Raw genomic sequence first — 16,116 nt, 5'->3', positions numbered from 1 at the left:
TATAATGAAAAAGACCTATATACAAATCTTGTCGCTTTGTTTTGGCTTGATGATCTCCATGTCTGTGAAAAGCCAAAAAATAGAAAATTTGGAACAACTGAAGAAAAATTCCAAAAATGAGATCTTCGGAAATTTAGGAAAGGCATTCAGAGTTCCATCAATGCAGATGGAAAACTATTGGGTTTGGGGTAGCTCCATTGTTAAGGATAAGGCAGGGAAATATCATATTTATGCCTCACGCTTTCCGAAATCATTGCCTTTTCATCCAGGTTGGATGGTTGCCTCAGAAATTATACACGGAACTGCTGATGTTGCACAAGGTCCATATACCTTTTCAGATGTTGCATTACCTGCCCGGGGGGCACAATACTGGGATGGTCGTTCTACTCACAATCCCAGAATACTATTCTTCAAGGATAAATATTACTTGATCTATATGGGCTCAACACATCCTTTTGAGGAACCTAAATATGATCAACTCACTTTGGATAGTAAATGGTGTATTGTTGGAAGGAGCAATAAAAGAATAGGATTGGCAGTTTCTGATAGTCCTTATGGACCATGGAAGAGATTAGATGAGCCTATTTTGAAAACGAAACCAAATACTTTCTATAGCTTCCTTACTTCAAATCCTTCACCTATGGTGCAAGAAGATGGTTCAGTAATGATGATTTTTAAGGGACGTGCTCATACCACGGATGGGAAATATTCCAATATGGCGCTTGGAATGGCTTATGCTCCCAATATAAACGGACCTTATCGTGTTCTGAATGAAGATCGGCCAATTTTTAATGTCGAAGAACAAGGAGAGGCTGAAGATCCTTTCTTGTGGAAAGACGCTAGAGGATATCATGCTATTTTCAAGGATCATGTGGCAAAATTTACAGGAGAACGTGGCGGTGGAGTGATGGCACATTCTAAAGATGGTATCAAGTGGGTAATGGACAAAGACCCAAAGGCATATTCTAAGACTGTAGCTTACGAAGATGGAAAGATTGAATTGCAAGGACAGCTGGAAAGACCCTTTATATTTTTTGAAAAAGGAAAACCAGCATATATTTTCTTTGCGACAATGGATGGGCCTGGTGGATTTGAAAATGCCACTAAATCATGGAATATGGTGATCCCGTTTAAAAAATAATAACCAAAACTTAACCACATGATGAATAAAACGTTATTGCTTACTTTATGTCTTACTGGCATTGTATATTTTTCCTTTGCACAGCAAGCAGAACGGAAATATGCTTTTGATAATTACCTTAAATATCAAAGTCAGGCCTTGCAGATTAAAGATCAGGCAAAAGAAGCGGCAATAGAAAAATTCAGACAAAACTATGCCCTTAGCGGATATCGTCGTGATCACTTGAGAACTAAATTGACCTGGCAGGAATGTATAAACAGTTTGGATGATCAAGGGAGGTTCGCTGATATGGTTACTAAAGAAGAACAATATGTAGCTCAGCAAGCATTTACGAAAGGTAGTCACGATACGCAACAGGATATTGGTGTGTTTCTCATCGAAGCTTCACAACGTCTATGGCGTATTGCTGATGCGGTTCGTTCTAAGGAGTTAAAGGCTAATGTAGCATTATCTGATAAGTATTGTAAGGCGATACTACATTATGGTGGACTGGAGATTAGCCGCAATAATAAGGGGAGCCGTTTTCATGCTTCTTGTTTCGCAATTCCTACTGCCGCAGTAAATATTTATTTTATCTTTCTGCCTCAGCTGGATGCTACAGACCTGAATAGCGCTGGTAACAAGCAATTAAAGGAAATCTCTGATATGCTTAAAGTCCTTGCGCTTCAAAGCTGGACACAGCCTTTGCGTCAGGATAGTACGGATAATAATGTAGTGCAGGTAGAACGTTTTAGAAACCATGTATGGTGGGTTGGGGGTAATGCATTGGCATACCGCCCGCTTTTGCCAACCGCAATGATGTATAAATCTATCCCTATGATTGATGTGTTAAGTGAAGTAAGTCAGAAAAGCATCAGTGCAGTATCGCAAACAACATATGATAAAGCCTTTTGGAATGAAGGTTTTACCGTAGATGGGGCAGGATGGGGACATGGTAAACAAAGTTTGGTTTGGGGCTATCCAATTGATGGTATGAATAGTGCACTAGGCATGCTAAGTAATCTTAGAGGTTCAACTTGGGCCAGAAAACTAAGTACAGAGAATACCGGTTGGATAATGAATTTCTTTCGTGGTGGGAATTGGTATTATTATAATGGATATACCCCATTATGCACCGACCGATATACTGCGGTTTACTACAATCAAGAAAAGAAAAACATAAAGTATGCTTCTTTAATCAATCAGGTCACTAAGGATTGGCTGGATTCTTTTTCTGAAGAAGAACAGAAAGAACTTCTGCAATTGAAAAAGGAGATCAGTAAAATGGAGATCAATATGGAAAATTATCCGGCGGGAGAGTATTCCGGGACACGTTGGTTCTTCAACAATGACGATCTGGTAAAGCGGAATAAAGACTATTATATACATATCAATATGGCTTCTGTACGCTGTGATGGATTAGAAGGGGCTATTAATTTTGCTGATGAATACAATTTTTTCAATGCAGATGGGCTTACCTTTTTCATGAAAAAGGGAGATGAATACCATAAAATTATTGGCGCTTGGGATATAACTGCATCTCCAGGTGTGACCTCAAGAAAAGGAATGGATAAAATCACCCCTGTAACCAATTGGAGAGGTTATTCAAGTAAACACAACTTCGCTGGCGCGGCAACTAACGGAGGTGAAAATGCTGTTGCAGGATTTATCTTTGAAAAGATGGATGCTTCAACCAAAAATGGTGTAAACGATAAAGGAAATCCAAAAGGTATTAAGAATGAGACCATATATGGTGTTAAAGCATATAAATCATATTTTACTTATGGTGATTATATGATTGCTTTGGGGGCTGGAGTAAGTAATCTGAGCCCTTCTTTGGCTGGGGATATTCAAACCACAATTGATCAGACATCAGTAGATTTTAAAGAGAATTTATATGTTATTAAAGATGGCAAAAGTCAAGTTATGAATGTTGACCAAGGCCCTTTGTCTTTTTTTGACAAGGGAAAGACTTTATGGATGCAACAAAAAGATGGTTTTGCCTATACTGTTTTACCGGAGTATGTAAAGAAAGCCTATTTTACCTATGAAAAAGATGTAAAAAATGAATGGGTAAAACGTAATAAGTCAAACTTACCTAATATTGCTAAACTGCCAGCCACGACTAATATACTCAGACTTTGGGTTGATCATGGTCATGCTCCGGTTAACGATTCTTATGGTTATGTTGTTTATTGTGGAAAAAACATACCGGGAAGTAATTTACCATTTAAGGTATTGCGTAATGATACTACTATTCAAGCCATACAAAGTGTAGACCTAAAGATAGTTCAGTCTGTTTTCTATAGTGGTAAGGAATCACTGATAGCTAAGAATATGCGGATTTCTGTCTCAGATCCAGCAGTTGTAATGATTGAAGATTTGGGCAATGAATATAAGATTACCATGAATGATCCAACAATGAATCCGGAATTAAAAAAGATAAGGTTAACCATTGAGGCTAAGAAAATCGAAGTAGAAATGCCGATTCAAGAGTATTGTGGTAAGCCAGTTACGGTCACCATGAAAAAGTAGGTATTTCATGAATTTTTTGATTATTTTCGGCAGCAATGTTAGGAGGCCGCAAAGAAATGCTTTTCAGGAAATTTACAATATTTGTTGGGCTATTATTTATATCCATCCGTATAAATGCACAGAAAGCAATAGTATACGAGGATATTAAATTCATAAACATTTCTTTAAATCAAGGACTCTCACAAAGCTCAGTATTGAGCATTTTACAAGATCGTAAGGGATACATGTGGTTGGGAACCAGAGATGGTTTGAATAAATATGATGGAGTAAGATTTTTAAAGTATAGATACAATTCAAGAGATACAAACAGTCTTAGTCATAATGTGGTTAGAACGTCCTGTGAGGATGAGTATGGAAATTTATGGATAGGTACAGCAAATGGACTGAATAGGTATAATGCGCTATTTGATAATTTTGTCCGCTATGAATTAACGCAGAAAAGTAACCAAAAGCAAAATGATATATTATCGCTTAGTCCAGATGGCAAAGGAAACCTTTGGATAGGAACGGCACAAGGCTTGTTTAAACTGAATATAAAAAAGGGGACAAAGGTTCTCTATCAGCATAAAGAAAAGGATCAAGGTAGTTTGTCTGCCGATATTATACAGGCCTTGTTAAAAACGCCGGACGGAAACATCTGGGTAGGGACCAATAATGGTGTTGATCAATACCGGCCTGCGTCAAATAGCTTCGTACGCTTTCGTCTTCCCGAGGCTGCAGGTACAAATACCAACTTTATCGCTTCTTTATATTTGGATAAACAGAAGAATCTTTTGTTGGGTTATAAAGGTGGACTAGCCATTCTTAACAAAAGAAACAATGCTTTTGAACATTATAAAATAGGGAAAAATTTTATTACAGATCCTGTAAGATCCATACAGGAAGATGGCCACCACAACTTATGGATTGGGACTTATAATGGCTTGTACATTTTTAATATAGCCGATAAAACTATCACACGCTATCAACATGATGAAAACAATAGCAGTAGCCTGAGTCAGAATTCAGTTTATAGTATCTGTAGAGATCAAATGGGTGATATGTGGGTGGGCACTTACTTTGGTGGAATAAATTATTACAGCAGCAGTTACAATAGGTTTAAACATGTGACAGCGGGTAATAATAACCGTACCCTTAATTATAAAGTAGTAAGTTCCATTATCGAAGACGATGCACATAACCTTTGGATTGGTACAGAAGGTGGCGGTATCAATTTTTATAATAAAAAGACGGGTATCTTCACTTATTATACCCACTCCGAAAAAGATCCTAATAGCATTAGTGCCAATAATGTAAAAACAATGTTAATGGATAAAACCGGTGGTTTATGGATCGGTTTACATGATGGAGGACTAAATTATCTGAACACAACTGCCCGGCCATATCGGTTTAAAAAAATCAACAGTGGTATTGATGGTAACCTGAGTAGTAATAGGGTGGTCTCCTTATTTCAGGATGAGATGGACTATATATGGATTGGTACATCGGGTGGGGGATTAAATAGATTAAATCCTCTTACGGGAAAAATAACACGTATTGTTCAGAATGAAAAGATCATAGGCGATATTGTTTATCTGATAGCAGCCTCTTCAAAAAGTGGAAAGGTTTTAATAGGAAGTAATGTTGGCCTGGCCGAAATGGATATAAAAACCTTGCAAAGCAAGCAAATAGTATTTAATGAAGCCACTAAAAATAGTGCAGCGGTACCTGTATTGTCCGTTTATAATAAACCAGGTAATGAGCTTTGGGTTGGGACTGAAGGTGACGGTCTATATAGTTTTAATCTCCTGACTAAAAAAAGCAAACATTACGGAATTGCAGAGGGCTTACCCAATGATGTTATTTATGGTATTTTACCTGACGCAAAGAACAATTTATGGTTAAGTACTAATAATGGCCTCAGTCAATTACAAGTTTCTTCTGGTAAAATAAAGAACTTTGATGAATCTGATGGTTTGCCTTCAAAAGAGTTCAATTACGGAGCAAGTATGCTGAACAAAGTTGGACTGCTTTACTTTGGCGGAACCAATGGTTTCTGCTTCTTTAATCCCGATCAGATAACCACCAATACTTACGTCCCACCTGTATATATTACCTCCATAAAAGTAAACAACCAATTGATCAATGCCTGGGATGGAGAAGAGGAAATAGAGCTGGCTCATGATCACAATATGTTGAACTTTACATTTGTATCGCTTAATTATTCGCAGCCTCAAAAAAACCAGTATGCAGTTCAGCTAGAAGGTTTCGATAAAGAATGGAATGATCTGGGAAATACCAATTCACTAACTTATACCAACCTGGATGCAGGGACTTATATTTTTAGAGTAAAAGCCTCTAATAATGATGGAGTGTGGAATAAAAATGGTACAAGCATTAAAATAAATATAGCGACGGCACCCTGGAAAACGTGGTGGGCATATTCCATATATGCTATCATTCTATGTTCTATTTTATTCCTGATGAGAAGGCAAACATTGCAGCGGCTTAAAGTGCGTAATGAGTTGGCAACTGAAAGACGCGAAAAGGAAAAAATGAAGTATCTGAACCAGCTGTTTACCAATATCTCTCATGACTTCAGGACACCACTTACCTTGATACTAAGTCCTTTAAAACAAATGATGCAGTTGAGAAAAGGAGATGATGATGTGCAAAAGCAACATCAGGTGATGTACAAAAATGCAATGGCGCTGATGATGCTCATTAACCAGTTGCTAGATCTTAAAAAGAGTGAAAGTGCGACAACCACACTACAGGTTTCGCAACAAAATATTATACCTTACCTGCAAGAAATAAAATCCTATTTTGACGAGTATGCCAGGGAGAGGGAAATTCATTATTATTTTGAAAGTACAGATCCTGTAATCATGGTTTGGTTTGATGGACTGCAATTTCAAAAAGTTATTTACAATCTTTTATCTAATGCATTCAAGTTTACACCTAATGGTGGTACAATAACATTAAGGGTAACAACAAATGATTCAAACTTTGTAAATATTGAGGTTCAGGATACCGGAACAGGAATATCTGATACTCATATTAAAATGATATTTGATGAGTTTTATCAAGTTAAACAGGGGCACGGAACTGGTATTGGTCTGGCCTTGGTTAAGAATATTGTAACCATGCATCAAGGGAATGTGGAAGTGCAGAGTGTTGAAGGCCATGGAAGTATATTCAAGGCGAGCCTACCTATAAAGAAACTTAGGCCTTCAGGTTATGATGTGTATGGTTCTGAGGTTGTAAAACCGATAAGTCCGGATATGCCTTGGCAATATGATTTACCTCAATTGCCTGAAACACCCTTCACGTTTGATGAAAAGCGTCCATCTATTTTAGTCGTAGATGATAATGACGATCTGCGTCGATTTATTTCAGGCTTGTTTAGTGTTGCTTATAATGTTTATAATGCAGGAAATGGAGCAGAAGCTATCAAAATAGCTAGTCAGAAAAGCATTGATGTGGTAATAAGTGATGTGATGATGCCTGAAATGGATGGAATGGAGTTCTGCAGGAGAATGAAGTCAGATATACTCACAAGTCATATACCTATTTTGCTCATTACAGCAAAAGCAACTTCCGAATCTGAGAAGTCTGGTTATGAATTAGGTGCTGATGCATACATCACCAAACCATTTGATCCGGATGTATTGAGTATCAGAATTCATCATCTCATCGAATCAAGGAAAAAACTTGTCGAAAAATATCACCGGGAATATATCATGCAACCAGCAGGCAATTCATTTGCAGAGACAGCTTCTCCGGATGAGCAGTTTCTAAGGGACTTTACAACTATCGTCGACGAATATTTAATGGAACCTGATTTTACAATTGATGTGTTGGTGAAAAAGATAGGTATGAGCAGGTCTGTATTGTATCGTAAGTTAAAAGCACTAACAGGACAATCAATTGCCGAGCTTGTTAAAACAATAAAGTTAAAAAAGGCAGCTCAGTTACTGATGACTACCAACATGTCTGTATCAGAAATAGCCTTTGCTTTGAACTTTAATGATCAAAAGCATTTCCGTCAATCATTTAAAGCACTATTTAACCAATTGCCTTCTGCTTATAGAAAACATGTAGAGGGCAGTGATGAGGCTTAAGAAAGTTTATGCATTAAAAATGAGCATAAACTCCCTCTTAATAGAATGAAAAACCACCCCTGCTTTATACACTCTGTTCTTATTTTAGCCCATATAAACCAAACGTAAAACCGTAAGAAGAATGAGAACGCAGTTCCTTTGGATAAATGCTAGTCTATGGCATCTATTTTTAACATTTTGTCTTGTATTAATTGGTATTACTGGTTTTTCGCAAGAAGGACCTTTTGTTGAGTCATTTGAGCAGGATGATATACTGAAAAATTATAAGGCATCCGAAGGAAGTATCATTTCTATCAGTGGCAGGCATTACCGATATGGAAATAAAGCATTGCAATGGAACTGGAAAAGTAAAGATGCTTCAATATCAACTTCCTACTTTAGGATTTTAGAAAAAGGAATGCAGAAGTTTGATTATGACTTTCCAACAAGTCCTACTTTTGTTTTTTCTGTATATAGTGAAAAGCCACAGAAGGGAACTGCTACAATTAGTTTTAGCAAAGGGGGTAAAGATGGAGTATGGTTTACCATCCCTCTTAATTTTTATGGCTGGCGTACAATGATGGTTCCTTTTTATGAAATGGAAGGACATACTCCCCGAAAAACAGCAGCTGTAGATTTTGATTCATTTAAAGTAACAACTACAGCATTATCGGGAAGCCTTTTCTTTGACGATGTTGTTTTTTCACAGTATGTAGACGACAGAATGCAAAGTCCCGATTACTTAGTGCCTTTCATTAAGAGAGAAGTACCTGTAGGTTCTGACCATTTTATGCCGAGCCTTTATCATGATTCCCTGGCTCAACAACTAAAACCAGCGGCAGTTACAGTTAAAGAAAAACAAGGGATTTTTGAGATTGAGCAGAAAATTTCGAAGGAACTGCTAACCGGTGTAAGCAAGTATAATTATATAGGCATTGTTACAGCATTTGTTAAATTAGGCATCCGGGAAAGTGAAGATAAGAGGATTGTCATAGGCCCACCTCTAACTCATAGAGATGACTTTTTTTATCATGATGTTGCACAGCAAGGGCAACGGTTGCAAAACTCTGCTAAATCGCTGGGGGAAGTAATGAAATCTATTGCCAGGGCATATTCAATAGCTCCTGATAACAGCGATGAGAAGAGAAAACTGGAAAGTATGTTCCTGCTGGCAACACGTTATTTTTTAGACCAGGGATGGCAAAGAGGCGCTAATGGTGGTAGCCGTAGTTTGATTGGATACTTCATAAGAGAGATAACTGAAGCATGCTATTTAATGAAACAACCTTTGGCTAAAGCAGGGTTAATTGCAGAGGTAACTGGTAGTTTGCAGTGGTTAAATAACCTTGGGAAAATGCTAGGCCCTAATGATAGTTTCACAGTGGACCTTGATTTTTTAAATACACAGGCTTATGGTTGTCTTCTGGTTAGCCTGCTTTCCGACAATAAAGACATACAAGCCGCATGGCTTGATGCCTATTCCAATTATATAAACGTTGTTTTAGGACAACAAGATAAGGCAGAAGCATATAAACCTGATGGAACAGCCTGGCATCATCGCGGACATTATCCAGCCTATGCTTATGGATCATTTGCTTCGGTACCTCGCATCATATCGACTTTATCCGGAACCAGTTTCAAAATTGGAGAAACAGGGCACAAGAATTTTAAGAAAGCATTTTTATCTGCTATAGCTTATAGTCATTTATATAGCTGGGGATTTGGTAATGCCGGTCGCCATCCACTTCATTCAAATTCTATTGAAGGGTTAAAAAATGCCTGTTTGGTATTAGCTATGAGTGGGAACCCTGAAGGTACATCAAAAATCGACAACGAACTTGCTGCCACCTATATCAGGCTCTGGGGAGTAAAGGATAAAGTCAATACAGATATCTTTAATAAGGCCGGAATCAGGAAGCAAGAACCGGCTCCTTATGTGGTATTTCCTTATGGATCAACAGCAGTTCAACGCAGTGATAATTGGGCAGCAATTATAAAAGGTTATAGCAAGTACTTATGGGCTTCTGAGATATATGCTGCTAACAATCGGTACGGAAGATATCCTGCAAATGGAACTATACAATTGTTAAATGAAGGAGGTGAGGAAGGTAGTGGCTTCTCGGAGGATGGTTGGGACTGGAACCGATATCCAGGCGCAACAATCATCCATCTCCCATTCGAAAAGCTGGAAAGTCCGCGGCCACTTTTAAAGTTTACTTCAAAACAGGTCTTTACAGGAGCTGCTACTTTAAATGGCTGCGGAGTGTTTGCTATGCGATTAGATGAGGGCGTCCCCAACGGGCCTTTCTCTGGAAAGCTTAAAGCGAATAAATCTGTATTCTCTTTTGGTGAGAAAATAGTTTGTATAGGAAGCGATATATCAGCTGTTGACCCTGCCTATCCTGTGCAAACAAACCTTTTTCAACTGTTACTTCCAAAAACAGAAGTGCCAGTATACACGGAACAGTCGGGAGCAGTAAAGGACTTTCCTTTTGCGGGGAAAGCAGGAAACTGGCTGGTAGATCAGCAAGGAAGTGGGTACCATATTTTACTAGGAAATGTTGATCTGCAAAAAAGTAAACAGCGCTCATTTAAAGGTGAGTATTCCGTTAATAAAGCTTTAAAAAATGGAATAAAGCCTGATGATTTACCTTACACTTATGGAGATTTCTCAGCAGCGTGGATCAATCACGGGTTAAGTCCTAAGGATGCTGCTTATCAGTATGTGATTTATCCTTTTATGACTAAGACTGATCAATTGAACTTTGATCAAAAAATAAAGGAAGATCACTCTTTCCAGGTTTTACAGGCAGACAGTAATGCACATATTGTGGCCTACAAGCCTGAAAAACTAACCGGATATGTTTTGTTTAATCATAAAGCATTCTCAGGAAAAGAGATGCTAGCCACAGTTTCAGCTCCTTGTATCGTGATGTTACAGCAAAAGGAAGCCGACAAAATTGCCCTAAGCGTGGCGCAACCTGATCTAAATTTCCCTATAGATAAGAAGAATAAAAACCTTTTTGAATGTTTTAGTAAACCTACAATGTTGACTCTACACTTGAACGGTCGCTGGAAGGTAAAAACAGGTGGTGCAAAAGTGCAAAGCTCCTATATAAATAATCAAACATCTGTTACGTTGGAATGTCAACATGGCTTTTCTCAGCTAATGGAACTTGAAAAAAATTAAGCAAATGAATTCGATTTATAAGAACCTGATTAGTGCATTTATTTTTACAATGCTAAGTTACAGCGCTTTTACACAAGAGCTAAATGGTACCAACGAAAATGTGTTAGATCGGACTAATATTGGTAGTCGTTCTAATATTGATGCTTATTTCTATGGAAAGACAACCTCTGAAGTCAAGCTCCCGGTAGAGACAAAAGAAGAATATGATCAGCGTATGATGTGGTGGAAGGACTCTAAATATGGAATGTTTATCCACTGGGGTTTGTATGCCATTCTTTCAGGATATTACAATGGCCAAAGGACCCCATCTATTCCAGAGTGGATTCAAAATACACTCCATATACCACTCGATGAATACAAAAAACTGGTTCCAGAGTTTAATCCGGTAAAGTTTAATGCAGATGATTGGGCTAAGTTAGCTAAGGCTGCAGGAATGAAGTATGTAGTATTAACGTCTAAACATCATGATGGTTTTGCTCTTTTTGATTCAAAAGCATCAGATTATGATATCATGAGCACACCCTATAAAAGAGATATTGTGAAAGCTTTAAAAGATGCTTGTCATAAGCAAGGCTTAAAGTTCGGACTTTATTACTCTCATAACATTGATTGGGAACATCCTCAAAATGCGATTTTGAATGGTGGTAAGCATTCGTGGATGAACCTGACAGACTTTAAGCCAGAGCAGATGAATAAAGAGCTATATCTAAAGGAAAAGGCCTATCCGCAACTTAAAGAGCTTTTAACAAATTATGGAAAAATAGATATCCTATGGTTTGATATGGGGACCGGCTTAAATAATGATGAAGTTCGGAATTTTGTTAAAATCTGTAAAGATTTGCAACCTGAAATAATCATAAGTTCACGTATTGGAGCGGAAGTCAACGAAAAGAAAGCAAATAGAGGGATGTTGTTTGATTTCTATACACCAGACGATAATTTCTTTACTGGTGATGACTTACCTATGCCTTGGGAAATGGTAGGTACAACCAATGGCTCATGGGGCTATAGAAGGGACGATACGCATTGGAGAACGCCTAAGATGATATTAAGCTCTTTGTTAGCCTGTGCGAGTCGTAATGGTAACTATATGTTGAATATGGGTCCTAAGCCTAATGGCTTAATGCCCCAAGAGGCCACAGATAGCATTTTACAAGTGGGAAAATGGCTGCAAAAAAATGGGGAAGCTGTATACAATACCAGTGGCTCTCCTTTTGCCTGGGATCAAGATTGGGGCTATGTCACTCAAAAGCCTGGCAAGTTATATCTTAATATTACCCAATGGCCCGAAAATAACCAGCTAAAGATTAATGGACTGCTTACAAAACCTGAGAAGATATATCTGATGGGCAATGCTAAAATATTACCATTTGAATATGACGGACATTATTTGAATATTAACCTGGCAGGGATCTCAGAAACAGAACTTGCTACAACTATTGTTGTAGCATTTGCAACGGAGAAAATATCAACTAACACTTTAATCACGCAAGGGAAGGATAACAGTATTTCACTTTATCGTATTGACAGTCATTATGATGCCTCGCAAAAATTCTCTACCTGGACCTTTAAGGCTAATACTCCAGGTAAGTATAAAGTGACTGTAACATCTAATGAGAAAGGTGGGCACGCGAAGCCAGAATGGATAGGGGCAGATCAGCAAGGTGCTTTAGAAGTAGCAGGGCAAACTATACCTATAAAATTGAAAAGAGATCAGGAGAAGATTAACCCAACTTTGTTTTTCTACAGAGAAGTAAAAAGTAATATAGGCACTATTGTATTACCTAAGGGTGGGAATTATACACTGTGTTTAAAAGATTTTGAAATCAATGCCCGTAAATGGCAACCAGGTCTGTTTTTAGACAAAATAGAATTGCAAATAATAGATAATTGATCAATTACCCCCCTTAAATAGACTTGTTTTTACCGCTTTCAGTGGAATGTTCCTATGTAGATTTGCTAATGATGATCTCGTAGGTTATTACTAACAACCAAATTTAAACTTTTTAAGTATGAGAAAAATTTACATTTTTTTAATGTTTATGCTCTATTCGGCCATATCTTTTGGCCAGCAAACGAGGCAGATTGTAGGCGTCGTTACAGAGCAAGGACCAAATACTCCTTTAGTAGGAGTTAGTGTATTGGTTAAGGGGACCAAAACTGGTGCTACCACTGATAAAGATGGTCGTTATGCCATTCAGGTTCCATCTACCGGCAGCAGCACACTTGTATTTACCTATATCGGTTACCTGAAAAGGGAAGTTAATGTTGGAGATAAAGGCATATTAAATGTTATACTCTCCGAAGACAGCAAATCCTTAAATGATGTTGTGGTAATTGGTTATGGTACAAGTAAAAAAGCAGATCTGGTAAGTTCGGTTGGACAGGTTGACATGAATGATATGGTAAAAGCTCCAGTTCGTTCTATAGACGAAGCACTTGCCGGTCGCGTTGCAGGGGTACAGGTCAACTCTTCAGACGGTCAACCGGGTTCTTCTGTAAATATCGTAATAAGAGGTGCCAATTCGATTACTCAAAGCAACAGCCCACTTTATGTTGTTGATGGGTTTCCAATTGAAGGTTTCAACTTAAATGTATTTGATCCTAAAGACGTAGAATCAATAGATGTGCTTAAAGATGCATCTGCTACAGCAATTTATGGTGCAAGGGGAGCTAATGGTGTAATTATGATTACTACCAAGAAAGGAAAGGTTGGTGAGCCGATAATTTCATTTAGCCCAACTGTGAGTATGGATAACAACATTAAGACTATGAAGCTGATGAGTCCATACGAATTTGCGAAGTTGCAGTTGGAATTGGTTCCGGGAGCAATGGGCTCGCCTTCTGATCCAACTCCCATTTATACTTTATTAACAAGACCTAACAGAACCCTGGAAGATTATAGAAATGTCCAAGCTACAGATTGGCAGGAACCTTTCTTCCAAACTGGTATAAGACAGGATTATTCTTTAGCCCTAAGAGGTGGTACTGGTAAAACAGTGTATTCCGTTTCGGGAAACCTTAATGATCAGAAAGGAACGATCATCAATACAACATATAAAAGATATCAGGGTAGAATTTCACTAGATCAAACCTTAAGTAGTAAACTTAAGGTTGGGTTAAATGGTAGCTATAGTTATTTATTGCGTGGAGGGAACTCGGCATCTCAAGGTACCGGGGGAAGTGGAACGACTTTGATTTTATATAGTGTTTGGGGCTATTCACCAGTATCGGAATATACTGTAGAAGAGGGAGTCGACGAAACAACTGGTAGTGGAACAGATTATAAATATAATCCTATTATGAATCAGGCAAATATGTTAAGGAATAATAAGACCTATAATTTAAACCTGAACGCATATCTTGATTATGCAATTTCTAAAGAATTAAAACTGAGGATAACAGGAGGAATGAACAATGCCAGAGTGATTAATGAGGCATTTAATAATTCCAAAACTTATCTGGGTAGCCCTAATACTTCGCCAGGTAGAACCAGCGGAGTGAATGGTTCCATAACTGAAGCAAATAATAATAACTGGTCGAATGAAAACACTTTGACCTGGACTAAAACTATCAATAAGCAACATAATTTAAATATTCTCGGTGGATTTTCAGCTCAGGGAAATACCAGTGATGCATTTGGTTTTGGAGCAATCTTATTACCGAACGAGAAGCTTGGCCTTAGCGGTTTAGATGAGGGGGAGGTAAGACCTATTACCACTGCTGGTAGTTCGTTATGGAACCTTGCTTCTTTTTTTGGAAGAGCAAAGTATAATTATAAATCTAAGTATTACTTGGAAGCATCATATCGTGCAGATGGCTCTTCTAAATTTGCTCCCGATAACAAATGGAGTTATTTTCCCTCTGTGGGAGCCTCATGGCGATTTATTAAAGAGGATTTTCTTAAAGACAACAAGATATTATCAGATGGTAAGCTAAGAGCTAGTTATGGTAAAACTGGTAACAACAGGGTAAGTGATTTTGCTTATTTATCTACAACAGATGTTGCACCAGGAAGTTCATATCCGTGGAATGACATCTATGTAACCAGTATTCTTCCTAAGGATCTTGGAAATCCAAAAGTAAAATGGGAAACTACAGATCAATATGATGCAGGAGTGGATGTTGCCTTTTTCAACAATAGGATATCACTAACAGCAGATGTGTATAAAAAGAATACAAAAGATCTGCTTTTGAAAGCAACACTTCCAACTTCTTCAGGTTATATTTCAGCATTTAAAAATGTTGGTGCAGTATCTAACAGGGGTTTGGAGTTTAGTCTGAGTACAGTTAACATCAGTAATAAAAATTTCCAATGGAGTAGTAGTTTCAACATTTCTTTTAATAAAAATAAGGTGTTGGAATTAACTGAAGATCAGTTGACTTTGCCGTCGACAACCAATTGGGATAATGGGTACACCAATATACCTTCTTATATCGCCAAAATTGGTGAGCCATTGGGTTTAATGTATGGCTTTATCTGGGAAGGAAGTTATCAATACAGTGATTTTACACAATCATCAACAGGTGAGTATCTTTTAAAAGACAATGTGCCTTCAAATGGCTCAAATCGTAACATTATTCAGCCTGGTGATATTAAATACAAAGATATTAATGGAGATGGTGCCATAACATCAGCAGATTATGCAGTTATTGGCAAGAGCTTGCCTTTACATACAGGAGGATTTTCAAATAATCTGACTTATAAAAACTTTGATCTGAACGTTTTCTTCCAATGGTCTTACGGTAACGATATCCAAAATAATAATCGCCTGGTTTTTGAAGGTGGTAGAGCTACAAGGTTCTTGCAGCAGTTTGACAGTTATACAGATCGTTGGTCGCCCGAAAATCAAGGTTCATCAAATTTCCGTGCCGGTGGTTTTTCTGTTGCCGGTTATTCTTCAAGAACGATAGAAGATGGCTCATTCCTTCGATTGAAAACGGTATCCTTAGGTTATAACGTCCCTAAACCAGTGTTAAGTAAAATTAAGATTAGTGCAGTACGCGTTTTCTTGTCTGCCCAAAATCTGTATACATGGACAAAATATTCTGGTCTTGATCCGGAAGTAAGTACCTATAATTCTGTACTTACAGGAGGCTTTGATTATAGTGGTTACCCAAGAGCTAGAACATTGGCCTTTGGTGCAAACATTACTTTTTAAGTTTTGTGTTAAATGAAATCAAAACAT

The 16,116-nt window shown here is 37.8% G+C and carries 6 protein-coding genes; all 6 read left to right on the top strand.

All coding sequences use genetic code 11. From position 1 onward, the window contains the following. The first annotated feature begins 4 nt into the window (after positions 1-4). The 6 genes from WC623_RS01010 to WC623_RS00985 all read left to right on the top strand — a co-directional run bounded on the left by WC623_RS01010 (position 5) and on the right by WC623_RS00985 (position 16,089). Positions 5-1,141, top strand: coding sequence for a glycoside hydrolase family protein (locus WC623_RS01010; RefSeq protein ID WP_372847672.1), 1,137 nt, complete (start codon positions 5-7; stop codon positions 1,139-1,141). A gap of 18 nt (positions 1,142-1,159) precedes the next feature. Then, a complete protein-coding gene (locus WC623_RS01005) occupies positions 1,160-3,655 on the top strand; it encodes a polysaccharide lyase family 8 super-sandwich domain-containing protein (protein ID WP_372847671.1) in 2,496 nt (831 codons plus the stop codon). 35 nt (positions 3,656-3,690) lie between these two features. Then, complete coding sequence (locus tag WC623_RS01000) at positions 3,691-7,758, top strand: two-component regulator propeller domain-containing protein (protein WP_372847670.1); 4,068 nt, start codon at positions 3,691-3,693, stop codon at positions 7,756-7,758. A gap of 121 nt (positions 7,759-7,879) precedes the next feature. Next, the gene (locus WC623_RS00995) at positions 7,880-10,927 is read left to right on the top strand and encodes a chondroitinase family polysaccharide lyase (protein ID WP_372847669.1); all 3,048 of its coding nucleotides are present in this window, start codon (positions 7,880-7,882) and stop codon (positions 10,925-10,927) included. Positions 10,928-10,931: 4 nt separating this feature from the next. After that, a complete protein-coding gene (locus WC623_RS00990) occupies positions 10,932-12,821 on the top strand; it encodes an alpha-L-fucosidase (RefSeq protein WP_372847668.1) in 1,890 nt (629 codons plus the stop codon). A 118-nt stretch (positions 12,822-12,939) separates the two neighbouring features. After that, the gene (locus WC623_RS00985; protein WP_372847667.1) at positions 12,940-16,089 is read left to right on the top strand and encodes a SusC/RagA family TonB-linked outer membrane protein; all 3,150 of its coding nucleotides are present in this window, start codon (positions 12,940-12,942) and stop codon (positions 16,087-16,089) included. The last annotated feature ends 27 nt before the right edge of the window (positions 16,090-16,116 follow it).

Source organism: Pedobacter sp. (genome assembly GCF_041645105.1).
Classification (GTDB): Bacteria; Bacteroidota; Bacteroidia; order Sphingobacteriales; family Sphingobacteriaceae; genus Pedobacter.
This window is presented reverse-complemented; position numbering and strand designations above follow the sequence as displayed.